Origin of the sequence: Neorhizobium sp. DAR64862/K0K3 (assembly GCF_050500185.1) — a bacterium.
GTDB classification, from domain to species: domain Bacteria; phylum Pseudomonadota; class Alphaproteobacteria; order Rhizobiales; family Rhizobiaceae; genus Neorhizobium; species Neorhizobium soli.
On the sequence record NZ_CP191450.1, the window covers coordinates 519,198 to 541,960 of the forward strand.

A 22,763-nucleotide genomic window follows, 5' to 3' on the forward strand; every position below is an offset into this window, starting at 1 on the left:
CCGCACTCGGGACACAGAGTTTCAGCGGTTCTTGAGAACCGTGCAGGAAACGCCGTGGGCTTTGATTTCATTGCAAAGCTTGACTGCAGCGGCCCGGCTTTCCTCACCGATGCGGGCTGCGTATCGCGGACGACGACCGAAATTTCCGCCGCGCTGGCGCACGATAAGTGCGCGTTCGGCATTAAGCGGCGAGGGCAGTTTCGCAGCCGAGGCGGCAAACAGCCGGCCGGCAACGCCAGGGTTATAATGCGCGGCGAGCTGGACACCCCAGGGCGCCCAGTCGGCTGACGCGCCGAGAACCGGATCGTTGATGCGACGCGTGTCCGCCAGCGCGACGCAGGCGTCCTTGAACGGTTTTTGAGGGTCCAGATCGGGTGCGGCAACCGCCGGAGCATTGTCTCTCCAGACTTCCGCGGGATAGCCTGTAATCGCGAAGACGTAGTCCCGCGTCTCCATCGGCAGGCTTCCCGAGGTGAGGAACCTCTGCAGCCGTGCTTCGCCGGCATTGTAAGCGGCCGCCGAGAGACCGAAATTGCCGAACTTACCTCTCATTTCAGCGAGATATGTCGCGGAGGCATCAAGCGCTTCGAGAACGTTGAAGCTGTTGTTCAAACCGCGTAGACGGGCCGTATCCGGCATGAATTGCGCGATGCCCTGCGCGCCTTTCGGGCTGACTGCTTCAGGCCGAAAAAGGCTCTCGCGCCATATCAGGCGGGCGAAAAAGGCGGGCGGGATCTTCTGTTCTGTCGCGAAATGTTCAATTGCGTGACAGAGATCGACGTTGAACGTCTCCTTGGCGATGCAGAGCGCCTCGTCGCCGTCGCGCCGCTCGTAGAGGCACTCCGTCTCTTTGGTTGGTTCCGGAAGTGAGGTCTCGGCAGCGACAGGGTCGGCAAAGGCAGCCGCGACCATCAAAGCGCCAGCGCCCAGAAGTTGGAATTCCCTCTTCAACAAAAACCGCTCTCTTCTATCCGCTTGCATGTCCGCCGCCCAGTGTCACGACAGAGGCGATCTTTGGCGCAGCCTTCTTCTTGACGACATCCTCCAGCGTTACCGGCCGAAGCCCCTGCGCATCGACGCCAACATCAAACTGCCGTGGCAGCGGTTTGAGCCGGCCATGCGAGTGGCCGTGGAGGTTGATCGATTTCTTGCCCATCTTGTTCCAGGTGCGAAACGCGTAGTGGCAGAGGATCAGATGGACATCGTCGATATGAAGCTCATGATAGTGCTGCACGGACGTCCAGCCACTGGCCGACGTCGTGGTCTCCGGGTCGTTATTGCCGATGATCAGGTGTTTGCGGCCGTTGAGCTTCGCCAGTAGCCCATCGCAATCGCCACCGCGTACCGACATGAAATCGCCGAGATGCCAGACATCGTCGTCAGCGCCGACTATATCATTCCAGTATTGAATGAGTGCCTCGTCGTGCGCGACCATGTCCGGGAACGGTCGCCGGTCGATGCGCAACACGCGGGGATCGCCAAAATGAGTGTCGCTGGTGAAGTAGATCATGAGGTTTTAACCGGACCGCGCGAAAAAAACAGCAACATCTATAACGGACATGCTGGTGCTATGCGGTCTCTGTCTTGGCCTCCAGATTTTCTGCCTTAGCTTTGCGACCGCTGAAGATGCGCCGTACGAGCACGAAAAACAGCGGGACGTAAAGCGTTGCAAGGATCGTCGCCGTGATCATGCCGCCGATGACCGCCGTACCGATCGCGATGCGGCTCTGTGCACCCGCGCCGGACGAAATTGCAAGCGGCAAAACGCCGAAGATGAAGGCAAGACTGGTCATCAGGATCGGTCTTAGCCGCAGGCGGGCGGCTTCCATGGCCGAATCGTAAGCGCTCTTGCCGGCCCGTTCCGCCTGTTCCGCGAACTCGACGATCAGGATCGCATTCTTTGCGGAAAGGCCCATCGTGGTCAGAAGGCCGATCTGGAAGTAAACGTCGTTCTCCAGTCCGCGCAACGTGACAGCACAGACCGCTCCGATGATGCCAAGCGGGATGATGAGCATGACCGAGAACGGGATCGACCAGCTTTCGTAAAGTGCTGCAAGACATAAGAAGATGACGAGAAGCGACAGCCCGTAGAGGATGGGCGCTTGTCCGGCGGACAGTCTTTCCTGGTACGAGAGACTGCTCCAGGCCACCGACGTCCCCGGCAGGTCCGCGGCCAGTTCCGTCATACGGTCCATTGCCTGACCGGAGCTTAGGCCCGGTCCCGCTTGTCCCTGGATTTCATAGGACTGCAACCCGTTGAACCGCGTCAGCGTTGTCGGCGCCTGGGACCAGCTCGTCTTGGCAAACGAAGAGAAAGGTGCCATTTCGCCGCTTGCCGTGCGCACATACCAGCCGTCGAGATCCTCGACAGCGCCGCGGTGGGCGGCATCACCCTGGACGTAGACCCGCTTCACGCGCCCACGGTCCACAAAATCGTTGACATAGACGCCACCCCAGGCTGCGCTCAGGGTTGCATCGACATCGGACTGCTGGATCCCGAGTGCGCCGACCTTTTCGTCGTCTATGTCGATCTGTACCGTCGGGACGTCTTCAAGTCCGCTCGGACGTACGCGCGCAAGTGTCGGATCCGCCGTCGCCGCAGCGAGAAGCTGGTCGCGCCGCTGCTTGAACTCCGTCAGGCTGAGATCGCCATTGTTCAAAAGTTGCATGGTGAAGCCGTTGGACTGACCCAGTCCCTGCACCGATGGCGGTGTCAGCGCAAAGAACTGGGCGTCGCGCAAGGAGCGCCCGAGCGCGGCTGTGGCACGCGCCACAATCGAGGCGGCCGCGTTCTCTTCGCCCACTCGTTCGTCCCATGGCTTGAACTGCACAAAACCCTGACCGACGTTCTGGCCGGAACCGCTGAAACGGAAACCCGAAATCGTAAACAGGCCAGCAATATTCGCCTGCTCCGGTCCGAGGAAGTGGTCTTCGATCGCGGCTGCCGTCTCGACCGTGCGAACGCGTGTTGCGCCGGGCGGAAGCGTGTACTGAACCACGCCGTAACCCTGATCCTCAACCGGAAGAAAGCCGCCGGGAAGTTGGAGGAAGAGAAACACGACGGCGCCGACCAGCGCACAAAAGGCGATGATCGAAAGCCAGATCCTGCGGATGGCGATATTGACGGCCGCGAGATATGTCTTTTGAACCCAGCCGTAACCACGGTCGAACATCGTCCCAAATCGCCGGATCAGACCACCAGTGCGCTTCGGCGCATTCTCTTTGACGCGTGGTTTCATGAGGGTTGCGGTCAGGGCCGGCGTCAGCACCAGCGCCACCACGACCGACAGAACCATTGCGGAGATAACAGTGACCGAGAACTGCCGGTAAATGACACCGGTTGAGCCGCCGAAGAATGCCATCGGAACAAACACCGCCGACAGGACCAGCGCGATCGCAATCAACGCCGTCTGGATTTCACCCATCGAGCGAAGCGTCGCGTCTCGGGGGCTTAAGTCCGGCTCCTCCTCCATGACACGTTCGACATTCTCGACGACGACGATCGCGTCATCGACCAGAAGACCGATCGAAAGGACCAGTCCGAATAGGGTGAGCGTGTTGATCGAATATCCGAACAGTGCGAGCACGCCGAAGGTGCCGAGCACGACGACCGGGACGGCAAGTGCTGGAATAAGCGTCGCGCGCCAGCTGCGCAGGAAGACGAACATGACGATGACGACAAGAACGATCGCCTCGATCAGCGTTTTCACCACTTCCTCGATCGAAAGCCGGATGAACTCGGTGGAGTCACGAGGGTAGGTGACGCGGTAGCCATCCGGCATGTTTGCCGCTTCGCCATCGATAGCCGCTTTCACCAGCTCGGCCGTTTCAAGCGCGTCCGCGCCGGGGGCAAGCTGAACGGCGATGCCGGATGCCGGATGACGGTTGAAACGGGTGAAGCGCGTATAGCTTTCCTGTCCGAGTTCGACGCGGGCGACATCCGCCAAGGTGACACGTGCGCCACTTTCGTCCGTGCGGATGACGATCCGCTGGAACTCCTCCGGTGTCGTCAGGCGCGAACGGGCGGTCACGATCGCATTCAGCATCTGCGTGTCGGGGGAGGGTTGGGCGCCGATCTGGCCGGCCGCAACCTGCGTATTCTGCGCCTCGATCGCGGTGATGACGTCCGACGGCATCATCCCGTATGAAAACAAACGACCCGGGTCGAGCCAGACCCGCATCGCGTATTGCGAGCCGAAAAGGTTGGTATCGCCGACGCCGGGAAGGCGACCGATCCGCTCCTGGAGATTGGCGGCAATGTAGTCCGAAATATCGGAATCCTTCGCCTTATCGGTTTCATCGTAAACTGCGGCGACAAGCAAAAAGTCACTGTTGGACTTCGTAACGGTGAGACCTTGCTGCTGCACCTGCTGGGGCAGGCGAGAGAGAGCCTGCTGCACTCTGTTTTGAACCTGAACCTGCGCGATATCAGGATCGGTCCCCTTGTCGAATGTTACCGCGATCGTGACCTGGCCTTCGGCGCTGGAGGTCGACGTGAAGTAGATGAGGCCGTCGATGCCGGTAAGCTGCTGCTCGATCACCTGTGTCACGCTGGTTTCAAGCGTTGCAGCTGAAGCCCCAGTGTAATTGGCGCGGATGTTCACCTGCGGCGGCGCGATATCCGGATACTGCTCGACCGGAAGCGTCAGGATGGAGCCGATACCACCCAACATGATCACGATCGCGATCACCCAGGCAAAGATTGGACGATCGACAAAGATACGGCTGATCATAGCGCGGGGACCGCCTTGTTCTCTGTTGCTTCTGCGGTCTGCTTCTTACCCAAGTCAACAATCTTGACCTTGTCGTCGGGTTTGACCTTGGAGACGCCTTCAACGATGACCCGGTCTCCGGGAGCAAGGCCTTCCGTCACAAGCCAGCGATTGCCGACAGCCTGAGCGACCTGTAGCGCACGCCGCTGGACGGTATCTCCCTCGCCGACCACGAGCGCGCTTGCCTCTCCCGTCGGGCTCCTCGTCACGCTCTGCTGCGGCACGAGGATCGCGTCCTTCGCTTGAGTCTGTGAGAGAACTGCGCGGACATACATGCCTGGCAGCAGGATGGCGTCGGGGTTCGGAAACTCGGCGCGAAGTGTGACAGATCCGGTCGACGGATTGACGGTGACATCGGTAAACTGGAGTTTGCCCGGAAGCGGATATTCCTGACCGTCTTCCAGTTTCAAACGCACCTCGGCCGTGTCCTTGGACAATTCGCTCGAGGCCATCGCATCTCGCAGCTTCAGAAGCGCGGTCGAGGATTGCTGAATATCGACGAAGATTGGGTCGAGGCGCTGGATGGTCGCCAAGGCCTGCGTCTGCTGAGCCGATACGAGCGCACCTGTCGTCACCAGCGAACGGCCGATCCTGCCGCTGATCGGCGCGGTCACCTTGCTGTAGCGCAGGTTGATCTCCGCGGTCTGGAGCTTCGCATTGTTCTGTGCGACGGCCGCAGTGGCAGACCGGAGCGCTGCAGTGGCATCCGTAAACGCCTGCTCGCTAACCGCTCCCTTTTGGGCCAGGGGCTTTAAACGTTCGAATTCGATCCGCGCGTTGTCTTCGCCGGCCTTGGCACTTTCGAGATTGGCGCGTGCCTCCGCAACCGAGGCTTCGAACAGGCTTGCATCGATCTGGTAGAGCGTGTCTCCCTTCTTGACGAAAGCACCTTCGGTAAACGAGCGAGCCTCGATGATCCCTGACACCTGGGGCCTGACCTCAGAAGTCTCGAACGGGGAGGTGCGACCTGCAAGCTCGTTCACGAGCGGCACGTCTTCTGTCATCGCCGTCACAATCCCAACTTCCGTTGGCTGGCGCGGTGGCTTTGCTTCCTCCTCGGCCTGCAGATTGCAGCCGGCAAGTGCAACGGCACAGCCGATGGCTGCGAGCCGCGGCAGCAACCCCATCTTCGGGTAGGAGAACTGTGTGGGGATCATCGTAATTTGGCCTGTTCCGTCGCTGCCGAGATGAGTTGCTCGGCAGGTAACGCGGAAGGCGGCAAATCGTACGGTGGTGTTTCATCACGATGTTGCGATGCAATCGCGAGCCGGGCATTTTGTTTCGGAGAGGCCTGAGAAAGCTGGCCCATGAGAGCCGGCTTGTCCGCAGTTTTTGCAAACGGTTTCAGAGTAGCTATATGGTGACTGCTTCGACCAGAATATGATAGATATTCTCTATGACCGTCTGGCAATCCGTTTTGAACGGTGCCGACAGGTTTTTAGAATGTTCCTAAAGTGTTCAAATTATCGGTATCTAATATTATCGTTTGCTAATTTTGCAACGCGGTCGCGATCCCGCTGCCCCCTTAAATCTAGGGGTGTGCCGATTGACATTTTCTATCAGGTCATTTGTTTCGTGCCTCAATGTCATTCGGGCACGAACCGCTTGATGGATAGTGGCGATATCTGCGTCGGCGGGCTTTGCAAAGGTCGTGCCGTGTGAGATGGCTCGCGAGCAAGGATGGAGGCGGAACGAGCTCATGCAAGCGAAATCAACCAGCCAAGATGATGAACGCAAAAGCGGTATGCAGGCGGATCCGGTCGGGGTTTTGCAGAAGGTTTACGGCTACCCTTCCTTTCGCGGCGACCAGGAGGCTGTCGTTCGCCATGTTGTTTCGGGCGGAGACGCGGTTGTGCTGTTTCCGACGGGCGCAGGAAAATCCCTGTGCTTTCAGATCCCGGCTCTCTGCCGCGACGGCGTCGGCATCGTTGTTTCGCCGCTGATTGCGCTGATGCGCGATCAGGTCGAAGCGTTGAAGCAGATCGGAGTCCGTGCCGCTTCGATCAACTCCTCCATGCCGCGGGAAACGTTCGGCGAGGTCAAACGCGCGCTCGCGGCCGGCACGCTCGACATGCTGTACGTGACCCCCGAGAGGATCGTGACATCAGGGTTTCGCGAGTTGATCGGAGACGCCAAGGTCGCGCTGTTTGCAATCGATGAAGCGCATTGCGTCTCGCAATGGGGGCATGATTTTCGCCCGGAGTATCGGCAGCTCGGTGAACTCGCCGACCTTTACCCGGGCGTGCCGCGTATGGCGCTGACCGCGACCGCCGACCCGCATACGCGGGAAGATCTCATCGACAGGCTCACCCTGCGCAATGCCCGGGTCTTCAACGCATCGTTCGATCGCCCGAACATTGCCTACGAGATCGTCGAGCGGGATCAGCCGCGCCAGCAGTTGCTGCGCTTCCTGGAGAATCACAAGGGATCGAGCGGTATCGTCTACTGCCTGTCGCGCGCGAAGGTCGAGGAAACCGCGGAGTGGCTGAGTGCGCAAGGCATCCGCGCGTTGCCCTACCATGCGGGTATGGACCGGGAGGTTCGCGATGCCAATCAGGACGCCTTCTTGAAAGAGGAAGACCTCTGCCTCGTCGCGACCGTCGCCTTCGGGATGGGCATCGACAAACCCGATGTACGCTACGTCGCGCACCTGGATTTGCCGAGCTCAGTCGAAGCCTATTATCAGGAGACGGGCCGTGCCGGTCGTGACGGTCTGCCGTCCGAAGTTTGGATGGCCTACGGGATGGCCGACGTCATTCAGCGCGGCAGGATGATCGACAACGGCACGTCCGGCGACGACGTCAAGCGGGTCGAGCGCGCCAAGCTCAATGCGTTGCTTGCGATCTGCGAGACGGCCGGCTGCCGACGACAGGCGATCCTCGCACATTTTGGAGAAGAGCATGCGGGGCATTGCGGAAACTGCGATACCTGCATCAAGCCCGTGGACACCTGGGACGGAACCGAGGCCGCCATCAAGGCGCTCGCTGCCGTGTATCGAACAGAGGAACGGTTCGGTACCGGCCATTTGATCGATGTCCTGCTCGGCAATGACAACGAAAAGACACGTCGCTTTGGCCATGTGGACATGCCGGTCTTCGGTGCGGGAAAGGATCTGGCGCAAAAGACGTGGCAGTCCGTCTATCGCCAGCTTCTGGCCGCAGGCCTGGTGCGCGTCGATCACCAGGCTTTCGGGGCTTTGAAACTGGAGCCTTCGGCACGCGATGTCTTCCGCCACGAGCGGACCGTCCGTTTCCGCAAGGACCCGGTGACCGGCCGCAAGACGGCACGAGGGCAAACGGCAGGCTCGAAAAACCCAAGGTCGCAGTTGGGAGAGACCGATGCGGTCTTGTTTGAGGCATTGCGCAAAATGAGAATGACGATTGCGAAGGATCTGGCGATCCCTCCCTACGTCGTATTCGCCGATGCGACGCTGATTGCGTTTGCAACGCAGAGGCCGACAACCCACGATGCGCTCCTCGGTGTATCCGGCGTCGGGCAAGCGAAACTTGAGCGTTATGGCGACGCGTTCCTCGATATTATTCGGGCACACGACGGATAATCGATAGACGACTGTTCGATTGAAAGGTGGAAGGGCGCTGCGAGCGGCTAATGGTCGTCCCGACACTATATCGGGACGACGCCAGTCTTACTGCTTTGTGACGGGAAACGTTCTGAGGCGGTCCGGCGGGCACGTGCCCTCGATCCCGGCGCGTCTGTCCGCTACGTACTGGATTGCTTTCACGACCTCGAGATCGAGGATCGGCTTCTCCATGACGCCAAGCGTTCCCTTCACGCCCGCCCCCAACGCGCCCGGATCGCTCGTCATGAACAAGACGGTGATGTCGGCGATTGCGAGGTCGCGCCCGATGCCCGGACCGGTTGGACCGTCATCGAGGTTAACATCGACCAAAGCCATATCCGCTGTGGCCGCAAGCAACGTGGCTTCCGCTTTGTTTCTCGCCACACCGATTGAATGGTGCCCCAACGCTTCGACAGCGTCCTCCAGACCCATTGCAATAATCGGCTGATCTTCGACAATCAGAACATTGAAAGCCATTTCCATTCTCCGTTCATGAACACTTTTGCGTAATCTCTTAGTGAGCGAACGGGTGGAAATGCAGGGTGTTCCAGTCTTCGTCACAAATACTTATGGTTGAGCGTGGTTATCGCGTGATGCCCCACAGAAATCCGATAGCCGCCGCAAGCCCAACGGCTCCGATTGGCGATCTTTGGATACCGCGCTTGATGTCGTCCACAATAAGGCGGGGTTCGTTCGCGTACTCGCGGTAGGTTGCCGGCTCTACGGCTCTGTCCTTCAAACTTTCGAGCTCTGCGCGGAGGGCTGTCAGCGTATCTCGTGCTTTGGCAGTTGCCGAGTTGTCGCGGTCGTGGACCGATGCCAGCGCTTCATCGACAAGCGGTTCGTCTGAACTCGTGCTCGGGCCGCCAAAGCCTGTGGCAGTGGACGAAGATGAAACAGGATCGGAACCCGGGAAGGTCTCCTCGAGGCCCTGTTGCAGGACTTCGTCTGGAGTGCGGGCGCGTTGTGCTGCCTGTTCGCGAAGAAGAGACGCGGCAGCAGGCGACTGGGAATGATCGGCCATTGGGTTTTCCTTGCTTGTTTGTGTGGGGATCGAGACATCCTCTGATCCGGCTCGTGTTTCTATGGGTACCGAAACTCGCTCTTCGAGAGCGGTTTCGGGAGAGGAGCGAGCCTTCCCGAAACCGAACGACAATGAACGGATCAGATCATGATCTCGCCGCCGGTCACCGGAATGACGGCGCCGGTCATGTAGCTGCCAAGGTCGGACGCCAAGAGAACATAGGCACCTGCCAATTCGGCTGGCTGGCCCGCACGACCGAGCAGGGTCTGCTCGCCGAACTTCGCCGCCTTTTCAGCCGGCATGGTCGAGGGAATGAGAGGCGTCCAGATCGGGCCCGGCGCGACGGCATTCACCCGGATCCCATGTTCTGCCACCATTTCGGCAAGACCAGCCGTGAAGTTGGAGATGGCACCCTTGGTCGAGGCGTAGGCGAGAAGCTGTGGCGAAGGTTGACGCGACTGGATCGACGTCGTGTTGATGATCGAGCTACCCGGCTTCATCAGAGGGACAGCCGCCTTCGATAGGAAGAATGGTGCGTAGATGTTGGTCCGGAACGTCTCGTCCCACTCTTCCGCAGTGATATCGGTAATGGTGGCATAGGTGCGCTGGAAGGCGGCATTGTTGACGAGGATGTCAATTTTTCCGAGCTCATCGGCCGTGCGCTTCACGAGCGCGTTGCAATGCTCTTCCGACTTGATGTCGCCGGGAACGACCACTGCCTTGCGGCCTGCTTCGCGCACCCACTTCGCCGTGTCTTCAGCGTCTTCGTGTTCGCTGAGGTACGAAATCAGGATATCTGCGCCTTCGCGGGCGAATGCGATCGCCACAGCTTTGCCGATGCCTGAGTCAGCACCGGTGATAAGCGCGACCTTGCCCTCAAGACGACCATTGCCCTTGTAGGAGTGTTCGCCATGATCCGGCGCCGGATCCATCAATGCGGTCTGGCCTGGCGGATCCTGATGCTGGGCGGGATGGGGAGGTGTCGGGCGACGTGTTTCTTGCATGGTTTGATCTCCAGTCTAGCGTTCTGAGCAGAAACAAGCTGATCCACAATCGGTTCCGTTGTCGCTCACTCAACCTCTTCGAAAGCGCTCCAGTCGGGCCGGGGAAACTAAAAGTTGACTTTCGGGAGCGTAGCCGCTATTTGTGGTTTATCGATATTTTGCTTGCTGATCTTTGGTTATTGCGCTTCGAACGAAGCGCCTGAGCGAACTTCCTCTTCAAAACAAATCGCTATCACCTTCTGCAAGATCTCGTTTTGCAGATTTCTTCTCTATGCTTTGAAAGGGTTCACTATGACCACCGGCACAGTAAAATGGTTTAATTCCACTAAGGGCTTCGGCTTCATTCAGCCTGACGATGGCGGCGCTGATGCGTTCGTTCACATCTCCGCAGTCGAGCGCGCCGGAATGCGCGAAATCGTCGAAGGCCAGAAGCTGGGCTACGAACTTGAGCGCGACGCAAAGTCGGGCAAGATGTCGGCCTGCAACCTTCAGGCTGCTTAATTCGATTTTTGCTTCGCTTTGACCACGGATGTACTGGCACTGTCGAAGTAGCAGTTGGTGAGGGCCGAGCATACGTGCTCGGCCTTCTTATTTGGCGTCTACCGCCAGGATTGGATAAGAAATGACGGAAACAATGTCGAAGTCGCGCGAGCGTGCGGAAGCCGCATTTGCTCAGACCCAGACCCAGTTTTTCTCCCGCGTCGAAGCGGTCGCAGAATTAAACGCACACGTCGCCGAACGTGACTCAAAGACGGCTCGGCTCAAGGCTGCGCGCCTTGCAAAAGAAATTGAAGACCGCGCCTCTGCGACTGCTGCCCTGATTGCCAAGCGCGCCAAGAAGGCCTGACACCAGCCCGACTTCGAATGAACTCGGCCCGCAGCCTGCGCGGCCGATCTTGTTTGATGACCGTGGCTCCGACTACCGCTATAGTCGACCAGAGATCACGGACCTCCGATCGTCGGCAGATACGTCTCGACTTCACGCCTTCCCACGGTGTCGAGCACAGCGATATTCTCGTTCCAGAAATCTTCAGCTTCTTTGGTATCGGTTCCCCATGCACGCGTAGCGCTGCGACGGCCACCGAGACGCAGATACTGATGGGCCAGCATCGACAGGCCGGACGCAGTCCCAGTCTCAATCGTGGAGCTCCTCACGGGAAGTGCAGATAGCATCCGCTCAAGCGCGTCGTGCTCGGGGCCACGTGGGTGTTGACTTAAGAACACGTCCACTGGAATCCGCGTTTCGTGGCCACCGGACGGCAAGTTGCCACGGTGCGTGACCGTTGCGCGATGGTTCTCGGAAGCAGGTTCGATAAACCACCGATCTCCATTGGTGCTGTGCGCAAACTCCTGCGGTTCGTTCATGCTGCCGATCCTTACGAGTTTTCGAGGGGGAGACGCTATCCGGACTCGCCGCGCGCCTCCACTATCAACAGCGACAGCCGCCAATGGTTGCCGAGAGCCTCGAATTGAGTTCGAGGCCCGGCTGCAATCCGCTAAACCCGTTCCAAGGCGAGGGCGATCCCCTGGCCAACGCCGACGCACATCGTGGCAAGCGCGTATCGCGTACTACCCAGCGATAGCTCCATTGCCGCGGTTCCGGCAATGCGTGCTCCGGACATGCCGAGCGGGTGACCCAGCGCGATGGCACCGCCATTCGCGTTGACATGCTCTGCATCATCGGGGATTCCGAGCTCGCGCAAAACGGCGATGCCCTGAGAGGCGAAGGCTTCGTTCAGCTCGACAATCCCGAAATCCTGCGGCGACAGGCCGAGGCGTGCGCAGAGTTTCTGCGTCGCTGGCGCAGGCCCGATGCCCATCACCCGTGGCGGAACGCCAGCCGCAGCGCCGCCGAGGATGCGTGCAATCGGCGTCAGGCCATATTTTAGGGCCGCTTCCTGCGAGGCGATGATCAGTGCCGCGGCCCCGTCATTGACGCCGGATGCGTTGCCGGCCGTGACCGTGCCGCCTTCGATCTTGTTCACCGGCCTGAGCTTGGCCAATGCCTCCAGGCTGGTCGTACGGGGATGCTCGTCCTTGTCGACAATGATGCTGTCGCCCTTGCGTTGCGGGACGCTGACTGGTGTGATTTCGCGCGCTAGACGGCCGTTCTGCTGAGCTGCGGAGGCTTTCTCCTGGCTGCGCAGTGCAAAAGCGTCCTGATCCTCGCGAGAGACGTGATAATCGATCGCGACGTTGTCGCCCGTTTCCGGCATGGAATCGACGCCATACTGCTTTTTCATCAGCGGATTGACGAAACGCCACCCAATGGTGGTGTCATAGATCTCGGCGTTGCGCGAAAACGCGGTCTCGGCCTTCGGCATCACAAATGGCGCACGGCTCATGCTTTCGACGCCACCGGCAATCATAATCTCGGCTTCGCCGGCCTTGATGGCGCGGGCAGCGGTGATCACGGCATCCATGCCCGATCCGCAGAGACGGTTGATCGTCGTGCCGGATACGGAAACAGGCAGGCCGGCAAGCAGCAGCGACATGCGCGCGACATTCCGGTTATCTTCGCCCGCCTGGTTGGCGCAGCCAAAGACCACGTCGCCGACCGCTTCCCAGTCGACGGCAGCGTTTCGCTCCATCAATGCCCTAAGAGGTACAGCGCCCAGATCGTCCCCACGGACCGATGACAGCGCGCCGCCGAAACGACCGATCGGGGTACGGATATAATCGCAGATAAATGCTTCGGTCATCGATCTCTCCTCAAAGCGCCGGTACGACAAGATCGGCAACAGCGCCGTCCACATGGAGCTGCGCGCCGGTCATCGCCTGCAATTCTTCAATGGTCATTGCGGCAAGCTTCTCACGCAGGACAAAACGACCGTCCGCGATATCGATTACCGCATGGCTCGTATAGACCCTCGTAATGCAGCCGACGCCCGTTAGAGGGAAGGTGCATTTGGAGACAAGCTTCGGCTTGCCGTCCTTCGTCACATGCTCGGTGATGACAAAAACCTGCTTGGCACCATGCACCAGATCCATGGCGCCGCCGACCGCCGGCACGCCCTTGGAGCCAACACGCCAGTTGGCGAGGTCGCCATTTTCCGCCACCTGATAGGCGCCGAGGATTGCAACGTCGAGATGGCCGCCCCGCACCATGGCGAAGCTGTCCGCATGATGAAAGAAAGCCGCGCCGGGCTTGACCGTGACGGCCTTTTTGCCCGCGTTGATCAGATCCCAGTCTTCCTCACCGGCTGCCGGAGGCTCACCGAAATCGAGGATGCCGTTTTCCGTGTGGAAGATCGCCTGTCTGCCGGGCGGCTGATAGCGGGCGACCATTTCCGGAAAACCGATCCCGAGATTGATATAGGCGCCATCTTCGATGTCCTGCGCGGCACGCCAGGCGATCTGCGTGTTCGACAGTTTGATGTCTTCGCGGGTATCCAGTGTCTGAGTTTCGCCGCTCATGCGCTCATTCCTCCGGCATAGGCCACTCCGGCCCGGATGAGTTCTTCCTCTTGCTGAGGGTTTGAGACCTCAACCACCGCATCGACAAAGATGCCGGGCGTGATCACGTGTTCGGGGTCGATGTCGCCGGGTTCGACGATCTGCGAGACCTGGGCGATGGTGGTGGTCGCCGCCATGCACATCAGAGGATTGAAGTTCCGGCCGGCCTTGCGATAGGTGAGGTTGCCATGGGTGTCGCCGAGATGCGCCTTGACGACGGCAAAGTCGGCCTTGAGCCAGCGCTCCTGCACATAATGTCGTCCATCGAACTCGGCGACCGGCTTGCCCTCGGCCAGTTCCGTTCCATAACCCGTCGGCGTGTAGAAGGCCGGTATGCCGGCGCCACCTGCGCGGATCCGCTCGGCAAGCGTGCCCTGGGGGACGAGTTCCAACTCGATCTTTCCGGCCAGATAGGTATCGGTGAAGGCGCGCGGATCGGACGAGCGAGGGAAGGAGCAGATCATCTTCGCGATCATGCCCGCATCGATCATCGCCGCAATACCGATGCGTCCGTTCCCGGCGTTGTTATTGATCACGGTCAGGTTTTTAGGACCATTGTCGATCAGCGCGTGGATGAGTTCGATCGGCGCACCGGAGCCTCCGAAGCCACCGATCATCACCGTTGCACCGTCGGTGATCTTGGACACGGCATCAGCCAAAGTCCGAATTGTTTTATCCATCAGTATCCTCCGCAAACCGCTCCCGCTGCAGAAACAACTAAATCCCATAAGGATGGACGGCAAACCATTTGTGCGATATCGTCTCTTTGTACGATTATCGCACAAAATGAGGCTCTGTTGGACGTCAAGACGAGAGACATGATGGGCGGGCTGGCAAAGGGCCTCAAGGTCATAGAAGCCTTCTCTGCCGAGCGACCGCGTCTCAGCATCGCCGAAGCCTCACAGCTCACCGGTTATGATCGCGCGACGGTGAGACGATGCCTCCTGACGCTCTCCGAACTCGGCTATTGTGCCTATGACGGAAAATTCTTCACCGTCACGCCCCGCGTCTTGCGACTGGGAACGGGATGCCTGGCAGCGATGCCACTTCCGAAGATCGTGCAGCCCTGGCTCGATGACCTGTCCGAACAGACAGGCCAAAGCACATCCGTTTCCATTCTTGATGCGAGTGACATCGTCTACGTCGCGCGGGCCGCGCAGCGCAGGGTCATGTCGATTTCGCTGATGCCGGGCTCACGCCTTCCAGCCTACTGCACCTCTATGGGGCGGGTGATGCTGGCAGCACTTCCTGTCGAGCAGGCAGAAGATCTTCTTTCATCAAAGCCGCTCGTGGCGAGGACCGCAAAGACCGTGACCGACATCGAAACACTCAAGGGCGAACTGCTCCGCATCCGTCATCGCGGCTATGCCTGCATCGATCAGGAGGTCGAAATCGGCCTCCGCTCTCTGGCCGTCCCGCTATTCGGCCCCCGCGGCCAGGTTGTCGCCGCATTGAATATCGGGCTCGCCGCATCGGAAGAGCCGATGCAGGCTGTCGCTGACCGTTATATTCCGTCACTGCTTAAAGTTCAGAAGGAACTGACAGGCATATCCAGCTGAAATTGCAGGATATGACAGTCTTCCAACTCCGAAACCATCTTATTCCCGCGGTATCTCCTGCAGCATCCGGATGATGGCGGAAAAGTCCTCGCCGCCGTGTCCGGCTGCCTCGAACTGGGCGTAGAGGTCGGCCGCGTGGGCTCCGAGCGGTGTCGCGGCGCCGGATTGTTGTGCTGCTTCTTGCGACAGCAGCAAGTCCTTCAGCATCAGCGCCGTGGCAAAACCAGGCCGGTAGTCGTTGTTGGCAGGCGATGTCGGCACGGGACCGGGCACAGGGCAATAGGTCGTCAACGACCAGCACTGGCCCGATGAGGTCGAGGCGACATCGAACAGCGCCTGATGCGAGAGGCCCAGCTTTTCAGCCAGACCGAACGCTTCGCAGACGCCGATCATCGAGATGCCGAGGATCATGTTGTTGCAGATCTTTGCAGCCTGACCCGCACCATCGCCGCCGCAGTGGACAATCTTGCGGCCCATGGCTTCGAGGATAGCCTTACCCGACGCAAACGCACTCTCCGAGCCGCCCACCATGAATGTCAGCGTGCCCGCTTCCGCGCCAGTCGTTCCCCCGGACACCGGAGCATCGAGAGAGAGGCAACCCATCGCGCTTCCAAGAGCATGCGCCTTGCGGGCGCTTTCCACGTCTACGGTCGAACAATCGATGAGCAGCGTTCCCTCGGGGATCACGGATGCCAGATCCGACCAGACGGCGAGGACATGCTGGCCCTTGGGCAGCATGGTGATAATGCAGTCTGCATTCAGCACAGCCTGGGGGAGGGTGCTTGCCGCGTTGACGCCATGCGCGCTTGAGGCATTCCTGCTCGCCTCCGAAAGATCGAAGCCCCAGACGTCATGTCCCGCCTTGACGAGATTGGCTGCCATCGGCCCGCCCATGTTCCCAAGTCCAACGAATGCAACCTTGCTCATAGTCCCCCCTTACCGATTGTCCGACAAGATCATCGCCGCCGCCTTTTCGGCAATCATGATCGTCGGAGAATTCGTGTTGCCCGATGTGATGGCGGGCATGATTGATGCGTCGGCAATTCTCAGCCGGCCGAGTGCTCTCATTTTCAGTCGCGGATCGACGACGCTATCGGGATCCGACCCCATCCGGGCCGTGCCCACGGGATGGAAAATCGTCGTTCCTATTTCGCCGGCAGCGCGCTCCAGATCTGCATCCGTGTCGTACGCCGGTCCCGGCTTGTATTCTTCCGGCTGGTAGCGGGCGAAAGCGGGCTGCGCGACGATGTTGCGGGTCAGCCGGATCGAACTTGCCGCGACACTGCGGTCGGCAGCTGTCGAAAGATAGTTCGGCCGGATCGCCGGCGCTGCTGCAAAATCCGGGCCTTTCAGATGCACGGAACCGCGGCTTTCGGGGCGAAGATTGCATACGCTTGCGGTGATTGCCGGAAAAGCATGAACCGGATCCCCGAAGCGGTCCAGCGAGACCGGTTGGACATGGTATTCGAGATCAGCCGTTTCCTTGTCCGGACCCGACCGGGTAAAAATCCCGAGCTGGCTTGGAGCCATGGACATAGGTCCTGAGCGTTTCAGCGCATATTCCAGCCCGATCGCAGCCTTGCCGAGCCAGCGAGAGGCTTTCTCGTTCAGCGTCGGCACGCCGGTGACCTTGTAGACCAGCCGTAGCTGCAGGTGATCCTGCAGGTTTTCGCCGACCTGTCGCACCTCCTTGACCATCTCGACCCCGGCGTCCGCCAGAACCTCGCCGCGTCCGACGCCTGAGAGTTCGAGCACATGCGGCGTCCCGATCGCGCCCGCCGAAAGCACCGTCTCGCGACGGGCATGAGCCACCTGCGACACGCCATTCTGCTGAAACTCGACGCCTTTCACCTCACCGGTTTCGATGATCAGGCGGCGGACATGCGCCTTGGTGAGGACGCGTAGGTTCGGCCGCTTCATCGCGGGCCGCAGAAAGGCCTTGGAGGTGTTCCAGCGAATGCCCGAACGCTGGTTGACGTCGAAATAGCTCGAGCCTTCGTTGTCGCCGCGGTTGAAATCCTCGATCATCGGGACGCCCGCCTGTTCCGCCGCCTTGCGGAAACTGTCGAGCACCGCCCAGTGCAGACGCTGCTTTTCGACCCGCCATTCGCCGCCTTCGCCATGCAGATCGTCGCCGCCCTTGTAGAAGTCCTGACTCTTGCGAAACAGCGGCAGCACGTCGTCCCAGCCCCAGCCGGCACATCCCATCTGCCGCCATAGGTCGTAATCTCGCGCTTGGCCGCGCATATAGATCATGCCGTTGATCGAGGAGCAGCCACCGAGCAGCTTTCCGCGCGGATAAAACAGGGAGCGGCCGTTGAGGCCTTCCTCCTTTTCGGTGGCAAAACACCAGTCGGTGCGCGGGTTGTTGATGCAATAGAGATAGCCGACCGGGATATGCACCCAGTGATAGTTGTCGGTCCCGCCGGCTTCCAGCAGCAGCACGCTGTTGCGGCTATCGGCCGAAAGGCGGTTCGCAAGAACGCAGCCGGCGCTTCCGGCACCGATGATGATGTAGTCGTAGGTTTCCATGATCTTCAGCCAATCAGCGGCGATGCTCGAAGCCCAGTTTTCGGCCAAGCCGCGAGGCGTAGAATTCCCCGATCAGGCCGCGCCGGAAAAGGAGGACGCAGACCATGAAGACCACGCCGGTGATAATCGTCACGGGAAATTCCGAGGTCGCGAGATAGTTCTGCAGGGCCACGACCAGCCCGGCGCCGAAGATCGGACCGATCAGCGTGCCGATGCCACCAAGAAGCGTCATCAGGATCACCTCGCCGGACATCTGCCAGCCGACATCGGTCAGCGTCGCGAACTGGAAGACGAGCGCCTTGGTTCCGCCGGCAAGCCCGGCAAGGGCCGCCGACATGACGAAGGCGCCAAGCTTGTAGCGGGAAACGGAATAACCGAGGGAGATGGCGCGCTGCTCGTTTTCACGGATCGATTTGAGAATCATGCCGAAGGGCGAGTTGATGAACCGCCAGATGATCGCCATGCCGATCAGAAATACGGCCAGCACGAAATAGTACATGTTCGTCGTTTCGCTGAGATCGATAAAGCCGAACAGGTGGCCGCGCGGCACGGACTGGATGCCGTCTTCGCCATGCGTGAATTCCGCCTGCAGGCAGAAGAAGAAGAACATCTGCGAAAGCGCAAGCGTGATCATCGCAAAGTAGATGCCCTGCCGCCGTATCGCAAAGAAGCCCATGATCAGGCCAAGCACGGCCGCTCCGAATGCACCGACGAGAATGCCGAGTTCCGGCGACAGACCCCAGACCTTCACGACATGGGCAGTAAAATAGGCGGCTCCGCCGAAGAACGTCGCATGGCCAAAGGACAACAGGCCCGTGTAACCCAACAACAGGTTGAACGCGCAGGCAAATAGCGCAAAGCACAAAAGCTTCATCAGAAAGATCGGGTAGAAGAACAGCGGTGCAACAAGGAGCAGCACTAGTCCCAACCCGATGAAGATCGCGTAGGTTTTCGTGGCTGTGCCCGATCTCTCGATGCGCGGCGGGGCGGCGGTGTGGATGATGTCGCTCATCTCTGGCATCCTTCCCTAAACATCCCGGCCGAAAAGACCGGCTGGCCGCAGAAGCAGCACGATCGCCATGATCACGAAGATCACGATGCTCGATGCTTCCGGATAAAACACTTTCGTCAGGCCCTCGGCGATTCCGAGCATGTAGCCGGTCAGGATCGCACCCATGATCGATCCCATGCCGCCGACCACGACGACCGCAAAGACGACGATGATGATGTTGGACCCCATCAGCGGCGAGACCTGATAGATCGGCGCGGCCAGCACTCCGGCGAAGGCTGCAAGTCCGGCCCCGAGCCCGTAGGTCAGTGTCAGGAGCACCGGCACGTTGACGCCGAAGGCCTGAACGAGGGTCGGGTTCTCGGTGGCTGCCCGCAGATAGGCCCCGAGCTTGGTTTTTTCGATCAAAAGCCAGGTGCCGATACAGGCGACCAGCGACACGACCACGACCCAGCCGCGATAGATGGGCAGGAACATGAAGCCGAGATTGGTGCCGCCGGCAAGCTGCGGTGGGACCGAATAGGGCTGGCCCGACGAACCGTAGAGATACCGGAACGTGCCCTCGATGGTGAGCGCCAGTCCGAAGGTGAAGAGCAGGCCGTAGAGGTGGTCCAGTTTGTAAAGCCGTGACAGCAGGAAGCGTTCGGTGATTGCTCCGAACAGGCCCACGACGAGGGGTGCGAGAACGAGCGCGAACCAGTAGTTGATGCCGAAATACTGCAGCATCAGCATGGCGACGAAAGCGCCGAGCATATATTGCGCGCCGTGGGCGAAGTTGATGACGCGGAGTAAGCCGAAAATGACGGCTAGGCCGAGGCTTAAGAGCGCATAGAAAGAGCCGTTGATCAGGCCGATGAGGAGCTGTCCCAAGAAAGCCTGCAGCGGAATGCCGAAAATCATGGTCATGGGGCGGCGCTCCTGGCGTCGTCTGATTTTACCGAAATTGGACGTGAGCGCGTTGCCAGGTCGTCCGTGCGGTGATCCGTTTGCATTGCGACCATGCTCAAACCCCTAGAACCTTGTGCAGCATGTCCATCCTCTCGGGCAGTTCGCCGACGGGGAAATTTGCCACCATCTTTCCGAGGTCCATCAGGTAGAACCGGTCAGCGACGCGGCTTGCGAAGCGAAAATTTTGCTCGACCATCAGCACCGTCATGCCGCGGTCTTTGAGCGTCTTCAGGACTTCGCCGATGCGCTGCACGATGACAGGCGCAAGCCCTTCGGTCGGCTCGTCGAGGATGAGCAGTTTTACCCCGGTGCGCAGGATCCGGGCGATCGCCAGCATCTGCTGTTCGCCACCGGAGAGTTTCGTGCCCGGGCTGGAGCGGCGTTCGTGAAGGTTCGGGAATAGCTCGTAGATCTCGCTGAGCGGCATTCCACCTTGCGCAACGACAGGCGGCAGCATCAGATTTTCCTCGACCGTCAGCGTCGAGAAGATACCGCGCTCCTCCGGTACGAAGCCGAGACCCGCATGGGCGGTTCTGTGCAATGGAACGCGCGACATGTCCTGGCCGGAAAAGAGGATCTCGCCGCGGCGTTCCCGGATGATGCCCATGATCGTGCGCAGCGTCGTGGTCTTGCCGACGCCGTTGCGACCGAGAATGGTGATGGTTTCGCCCTCATGCACCGTCATGTCGACGCCGTGCAGGACATGGCTTTCACCATACCAGGCATTGAGATTGGAAACCTGAAGCAGGGGTTGCGCCATCATGCCTCCTCCGTGCCCATGTAAGCCGTGCGGACGCGCGGATCCTGGCTGACCGTCGCGTAATCGCCCTCGGCCAGAATTTCGCCGCGCTGCAGTACTGTGACGTGGTGGCAGATATCTGCAACGACGGAAAGATTGTGCTCCACCATCAGCACCGCGCGGGTTTTCGCCACTTCGCGGATGATGGCGGAGACCGTGCCGATATCCTCCTGGCCCATACCCGCCATCGGCTCGTCGAGCAGCAGCACTTTCGGATCGAGTGCCAAAGTCGTTGCGATCTCCAGCACCCGCTTGCGCCCGTAGGAGAGATCGGCAGCCAAGGCGTCACGCTCACGCTTCAAACCGACGGTCTCGATCAGCTCGTCGGCACGCGCGTTTAGCCGGTCGAGCGAGGAGAGCGGCAGCCAGAACTGCGTCGACAATCCGGTCGGACGCTGCAATGCGACACGGACATTGTCACGCACGGTCAGATGCGGAAACACGGCTGATATCTGGAAGGAGCGGACCAGTCCCATGCGCGCCACCTTGTCCGGCGGCAGTTTCGTGATGTCGGCGCCCATCAGCGTGATCGAACCGGCCGTCGGCTGCAAAAACTTGGTGAGCAGATTGAACACCGTCGTCTTGCCGGCGCCGTTCGGACCGATCAGCGCATGGACACTGGCGTCGTGAACATCGAGATCGACATTCTTGACGGCTGCGAATGCTCCAAAGCTCTTCGACAGGCCACGGGCGGACAAGACCACCCGTGGCTGCTCGTTAGTCGAGATCGATGCGACTGCCATCGCTCACTTCACCAGCTCGCAACCGGCCTTGGCCGGGTCGAGATAGGCCTCCTTGCCGGGAATGGTGGCAAGCACGTTGTAATAGTCCCACGGCTCCTTGCTTTCGTCAGGCTTCTTTACCTGCAGCAGGTACATGTCGTGGATCATTCGGCCGTTGGCTCCGACCGTGCCGCCGCGCGCGAAGAAGTCGTCGACCGGCATTTCATGCAGAGCTTTGGCCACCGCGTCGCTTTCGTCCGTACCGGCCTTCTGCACGGCTTTGAGATACTGCGTCACGGCCGAATAGGTGCCGGCATGAACCATGTTCGGCATCTTGTTGGTGCGTGCGAAAAACTTCTTCGCGAACTCGCGGCTCTTGTCGTCGAGGTTCCAGTAATAGCCTTCCGTCAGCGTCAGGCCTTGTGCTGCCTCAAGTCCGAGCCCGTGCACTTCGGCCAGCGTGAACAGGAGCGCCGCCAATTTCTGCCCCCCCTGGACAATACCGAACTCGGCCGCCTGCTTGATCGAGTTGGCCGTGTCGAGACCGGCATTGGCTAGCCCGATCACCTTCGCGCCTGATGACTGCGCCTGCAGCAGGAAGGATGAGAAATCCTGGCTCGACAGGGGATGCCGCACCGAACCGACGACCGTGCCGCCATTGGCCTTCACATAGTCGCTGGTCTGCTGCTCGAGGGAATAGCCGAAAGCATAGTCCGCGGTCAGGAAAAACCAGCTGTCACCGCCCTGCTTGACCATCGCACCGCCTGTGCCGACCGCAAGCGCATGGGTATCATATGCCCAGTGGAAGCCGTAGGGCGTGCAGGACTTGCCCGTGAGATCAGTGGTCGCCGCACCGGTGTTGATGGTGATCTTCTTCTTGTCCTTGGACAGCGCCTGGACCGCGAGACCGACCGACGACGTTGTCAGGTCCATGATCGTATCGACCTGCTGGGTATCGTACCACTGGCGGGCGATGTTGGAGGCGATGTCGGGCTTGTTCTGGTGATCGGCGTCGATGACCTCGATCGGAACATCCAGAACCTTGCCGCCAAAATCCTCGACCGCCATCTTTGCAGCCTCAACGGACGACTTGCCGCCGAAATCGGAATACACGCCGGACTGGTCGTTAAGGATACCGATCCTGACCTTGCCGTCGGATGCCGTTTGGGAAAATGCAGTGCTGCTGGCAAGCAATACGGCCAGCGGTGTAACAACGGACGCCACAAAGGTCTTTCGCATAAGGTCTCCTCCCAGAGATAACAGCGCGCGAATCTGTTCAAATTTGGCGGGCCACCCTCCTCAAAGCAGCCCCTCCTGTGGGTATGGTCGAGTAAAACGAACGTTGACGCAAGGAGGAG

The 22,763-nt window shown here is 59.9% G+C and carries 22 protein-coding genes; 4 read left to right on the forward strand and 18 right to left on the reverse strand.

Annotated features, from left to right (window positions below):
- Window positions 1–21: 21 nt before the first annotated feature.
- From ACQY1L_RS19250 to ACQY1L_RS19265, 4 genes are read right to left on the reverse strand one after another with little or no spacing between them, the layout of a single operon-like run.
- Window positions 22–912 carry a lytic transglycosylase domain-containing protein gene (locus ACQY1L_RS19250; RefSeq protein WP_062578028.1) on the reverse strand — a complete coding sequence of 297 codons (891 nt, stop codon included), beginning with the start codon at window positions 910–912 and terminating at the stop codon, window positions 22–24.
- Between the two features lie 55 nt (window positions 913–967).
- A complete protein-coding gene (locus ACQY1L_RS19255) occupies window positions 968–1,510 on the reverse strand; it encodes a metallophosphoesterase family protein (protein WP_062578026.1) in 543 nt (180 codons plus the stop codon).
- Between the two features lie 58 nt (window positions 1,511–1,568).
- Window positions 1,569–4,733, reverse strand: coding sequence for an efflux RND transporter permease subunit (locus tag ACQY1L_RS19260; RefSeq protein ID WP_430245635.1), 3,165 nt, complete (start codon window positions 4,731–4,733; stop codon window positions 1,569–1,571).
- On the reverse strand, window positions 4,730–5,929 hold the full coding sequence (locus ACQY1L_RS19265; RefSeq protein ID WP_210311827.1) for an efflux RND transporter periplasmic adaptor subunit: 1,200 nt from the start codon (window positions 5,927–5,929) through the stop codon (window positions 4,730–4,732). Before ACQY1L_RS19265 ends, ACQY1L_RS19260 begins: the two co-directional genes overlap by 4 nt.
- Before the next feature lie 587 nt (window positions 5,930–6,516).
- Here ACQY1L_RS19265 and recQ point away from each other — a divergent pair.
- Window positions 6,517–8,331, forward strand: coding sequence for a DNA helicase RecQ (gene recQ, locus ACQY1L_RS19270; RefSeq protein ID WP_430245973.1), 1,815 nt, complete (start codon window positions 6,517–6,519; stop codon window positions 8,329–8,331).
- An 87-nt stretch (window positions 8,332–8,418) separates the two neighbouring features.
- Here the strand turns inward: recQ and ACQY1L_RS19275 are convergent, their stop codons facing one another.
- The 3 genes from ACQY1L_RS19275 to ACQY1L_RS19285 form a co-directional block, all read right to left on the reverse strand.
- On the reverse strand, window positions 8,419–8,829 hold the full coding sequence (locus tag ACQY1L_RS19275; RefSeq protein ID WP_430262114.1) for a response regulator: 411 nt from the start codon (window positions 8,827–8,829) through the stop codon (window positions 8,419–8,421).
- A 106-nt stretch (window positions 8,830–8,935) separates the two neighbouring features.
- Window positions 8,936–9,376: a hypothetical protein gene (locus ACQY1L_RS19280; protein WP_062459686.1), complete on the reverse strand. Its 441-nt coding sequence runs from the start codon at window positions 9,374–9,376 to the stop codon at window positions 8,936–8,938.
- 140 nt (window positions 9,377–9,516) lie between these two features.
- Window positions 9,517–10,380, reverse strand: coding sequence for an SDR family oxidoreductase (locus ACQY1L_RS19285; protein WP_082471776.1), 864 nt, complete (start codon window positions 10,378–10,380; stop codon window positions 9,517–9,519).
- A gap of 291 nt (window positions 10,381–10,671) precedes the next feature.
- Between ACQY1L_RS19285 and ACQY1L_RS19290 the strand changes: the two genes are divergently transcribed.
- Together ACQY1L_RS19290 and ACQY1L_RS19295 are read left to right on the forward strand one after the other, a co-directional pair.
- Window positions 10,672–10,881 carry a cold-shock protein gene (locus ACQY1L_RS19290; RefSeq protein WP_062459695.1) on the forward strand — a complete coding sequence of 70 codons (210 nt, stop codon included), beginning with the start codon at window positions 10,672–10,674 and terminating at the stop codon, window positions 10,879–10,881.
- 121 nt (window positions 10,882–11,002) lie between these two features.
- Window positions 11,003–11,227 (forward strand): hypothetical protein, encoded by a 225-nt coding sequence (locus ACQY1L_RS19295; RefSeq protein WP_062459699.1) that lies wholly within the window; start codon window positions 11,003–11,005, stop codon window positions 11,225–11,227.
- A gap of 95 nt (window positions 11,228–11,322) precedes the next feature.
- Here the strand turns inward: ACQY1L_RS19295 and ACQY1L_RS19300 are convergent, their stop codons facing one another.
- The 4 genes from ACQY1L_RS19300 to ACQY1L_RS19315 all read right to left on the reverse strand — a co-directional run bounded on the left by ACQY1L_RS19300 (window position 11,323) and on the right by ACQY1L_RS19315 (window position 14,516).
- Window positions 11,323–11,745 carry a hypothetical protein gene (locus ACQY1L_RS19300; protein WP_430245641.1) on the reverse strand — a complete coding sequence of 141 codons (423 nt, stop codon included), beginning with the start codon at window positions 11,743–11,745 and terminating at the stop codon, window positions 11,323–11,325.
- A 131-nt stretch (window positions 11,746–11,876) separates the two neighbouring features.
- Window positions 11,877–13,082 carry a 3-oxoadipyl-CoA thiolase gene (gene pcaF, locus ACQY1L_RS19305; protein ID WP_430245643.1) on the reverse strand — a complete coding sequence of 402 codons (1,206 nt, stop codon included), beginning with the start codon at window positions 13,080–13,082 and terminating at the stop codon, window positions 11,877–11,879.
- Window positions 13,083–13,092: 10 nt separating this feature from the next.
- On the reverse strand, window positions 13,093–13,797 hold the full coding sequence (locus ACQY1L_RS19310) for a CoA transferase subunit B (RefSeq protein ID WP_062578016.1): 705 nt from the start codon (window positions 13,795–13,797) through the stop codon (window positions 13,093–13,095).
- Window positions 13,794–14,516, reverse strand: a complete 723-nt coding sequence (locus ACQY1L_RS19315) for a 3-oxoacid CoA-transferase subunit A (RefSeq protein ID WP_430245645.1) — start codon at window positions 14,514–14,516, stop codon at window positions 13,794–13,796. The genes ACQY1L_RS19310 and ACQY1L_RS19315 overlap by 4 nt, the downstream gene beginning before the upstream one ends.
- A gap of 117 nt (window positions 14,517–14,633) precedes the next feature.
- On the opposite strand from ACQY1L_RS19315, the gene ACQY1L_RS19320 reads away from it, so the two are divergent.
- The gene (locus tag ACQY1L_RS19320; protein ID WP_430245647.1) at window positions 14,634–15,395 is read left to right on the forward strand and encodes an IclR family transcriptional regulator; all 762 of its coding nucleotides are present in this window, start codon (window positions 14,634–14,636) and stop codon (window positions 15,393–15,395) included.
- 39 nt (window positions 15,396–15,434) lie between these two features.
- On the opposite strand, the gene mmsB is transcribed toward ACQY1L_RS19320, so the two are convergent.
- From mmsB to ACQY1L_RS19355, 7 genes are all read right to left on the reverse strand, one after another.
- Complete coding sequence (gene mmsB / locus ACQY1L_RS19325) at window positions 15,435–16,322, reverse strand: 3-hydroxyisobutyrate dehydrogenase (protein WP_430245649.1); 888 nt, start codon at window positions 16,320–16,322, stop codon at window positions 15,435–15,437.
- 9 nt (window positions 16,323–16,331) lie between these two features.
- Entirely contained in the window at window positions 16,332–17,927 is a 1,596-nt protein-coding gene (locus ACQY1L_RS19330) for a GMC family oxidoreductase (RefSeq protein ID WP_430245975.1), read from the reverse strand.
- A 13-nt stretch (window positions 17,928–17,940) separates the two neighbouring features.
- The gene (locus ACQY1L_RS19335) at window positions 17,941–18,939 is read right to left on the reverse strand and encodes a branched-chain amino acid ABC transporter permease (protein ID WP_062459725.1); all 999 of its coding nucleotides are present in this window, start codon (window positions 18,937–18,939) and stop codon (window positions 17,941–17,943) included.
- A 15-nt stretch (window positions 18,940–18,954) separates the two neighbouring features.
- Complete coding sequence (locus tag ACQY1L_RS19340; protein ID WP_430245651.1) at window positions 18,955–19,842, reverse strand: branched-chain amino acid ABC transporter permease; 888 nt, start codon at window positions 19,840–19,842, stop codon at window positions 18,955–18,957.
- A gap of 97 nt (window positions 19,843–19,939) precedes the next feature.
- Window positions 19,940–20,644 carry an ABC transporter ATP-binding protein gene (locus ACQY1L_RS19345; protein WP_430245978.1) on the reverse strand — a complete coding sequence of 235 codons (705 nt, stop codon included), beginning with the start codon at window positions 20,642–20,644 and terminating at the stop codon, window positions 19,940–19,942.
- Window positions 20,644–21,426, reverse strand: coding sequence for an ABC transporter ATP-binding protein (locus ACQY1L_RS19350; RefSeq protein ID WP_430245653.1), 783 nt, complete (start codon window positions 21,424–21,426; stop codon window positions 20,644–20,646). The genes ACQY1L_RS19345 and ACQY1L_RS19350 overlap by 1 nt, the downstream gene beginning before the upstream one ends.
- 3 nt (window positions 21,427–21,429) lie before the next feature.
- On the reverse strand, window positions 21,430–22,644 hold the full coding sequence (locus ACQY1L_RS19355; protein ID WP_062578008.1) for an ABC transporter substrate-binding protein: 1,215 nt from the start codon (window positions 22,642–22,644) through the stop codon (window positions 21,430–21,432).
- Window positions 22,645–22,763 lie beyond the last annotated feature (119 nt).

Bases quoted from the DNA above. Each gene is read 5' to 3' on its own strand.
- ACQY1L_RS19250 (WP_062578028.1), bottom strand. From the start codon at position 912: ATGGTCGCGGCTGCCTTTGCCGACCCTGTCGCTGCCGAGACCTCACTT.
- ACQY1L_RS19255 (WP_062578026.1), bottom strand. From the start codon at position 1,510: ATGATCTACTTCACCAGCGACACTCATTTTGGCGATCCCCGCGTGTTG.
- ACQY1L_RS19260 (WP_430245635.1), bottom strand. From the start codon at position 4,733: ATGATCAGCCGTATCTTTGTCGATCGTCCAATCTTTGCCTGGGTGATC.
- ACQY1L_RS19265 (WP_210311827.1), bottom strand. From the start codon at position 5,929: ATGATCCCCACACAGTTCTCCTACCCGAAGATGGGGTTGCTGCCGCGG.
- recQ (WP_430245973.1), top strand. From the start codon at position 6,517: ATGCAGGCGGATCCGGTCGGGGTTTTGCAGAAGGTTTACGGCTACCCT.
- ACQY1L_RS19275 (WP_430262114.1), bottom strand. From the start codon at position 8,829: ATGGCTTTCAATGTTCTGATTGTCGAAGATCAGCCGATTATTGCAATG.
- ACQY1L_RS19280 (WP_062459686.1), bottom strand. From the start codon at position 9,376: ATGGCCGATCATTCCCAGTCGCCTGCTGCCGCGTCTCTTCTTCGCGAA.
- ACQY1L_RS19285 (WP_082471776.1), bottom strand. From the start codon at position 10,380: ATGCAAGAAACACGTCGCCCGACACCTCCCCATCCCGCCCAGCATCAG.
- ACQY1L_RS19290 (WP_062459695.1), top strand. From the start codon at position 10,672: ATGACCACCGGCACAGTAAAATGGTTTAATTCCACTAAGGGCTTCGGC.
- ACQY1L_RS19295 (WP_062459699.1), top strand. From the start codon at position 11,003: ATGACGGAAACAATGTCGAAGTCGCGCGAGCGTGCGGAAGCCGCATTT.
- ACQY1L_RS19300 (WP_430245641.1), bottom strand. From the start codon at position 11,745: ATGAACGAACCGCAGGAGTTTGCGCACAGCACCAATGGAGATCGGTGG.
- pcaF (WP_430245643.1), bottom strand. From the start codon at position 13,082: ATGACCGAAGCATTTATCTGCGATTATATCCGTACCCCGATCGGTCGT.
- ACQY1L_RS19310 (WP_062578016.1), bottom strand. From the start codon at position 13,797: ATGAGCGGCGAAACTCAGACACTGGATACCCGCGAAGACATCAAACTG.
- ACQY1L_RS19315 (WP_430245645.1), bottom strand. From the start codon at position 14,516: ATGGATAAAACAATTCGGACTTTGGCTGATGCCGTGTCCAAGATCACC.
- mmsB (WP_430245649.1), bottom strand. From the start codon at position 16,322: ATGAGCAAGGTTGCATTCGTTGGACTTGGGAACATGGGCGGGCCGATG.
- ACQY1L_RS19330 (WP_430245975.1), bottom strand. From the start codon at position 17,927: ATGGAAACCTACGACTACATCATCATCGGTGCCGGAAGCGCCGGCTGC.
- ACQY1L_RS19335 (WP_062459725.1), bottom strand. From the start codon at position 18,939: ATGAGCGACATCATCCACACCGCCGCCCCGCCGCGCATCGAGAGATCG.
- ACQY1L_RS19340 (WP_430245651.1), bottom strand. From the start codon at position 19,842: ATGACCATGATTTTCGGCATTCCGCTGCAGGCTTTCTTGGGACAGCTC.
- ACQY1L_RS19345 (WP_430245978.1), bottom strand. From the start codon at position 20,644: ATGGCGCAACCCCTGCTTCAGGTTTCCAATCTCAATGCCTGGTATGGT.
- ACQY1L_RS19350 (WP_430245653.1), bottom strand. From the start codon at position 21,426: ATGGCAGTCGCATCGATCTCGACTAACGAGCAGCCACGGGTGGTCTTG.
- ACQY1L_RS19355 (WP_062578008.1), bottom strand. From the start codon at position 22,644: ATGCGAAAGACCTTTGTGGCGTCCGTTGTTACACCGCTGGCCGTATTG.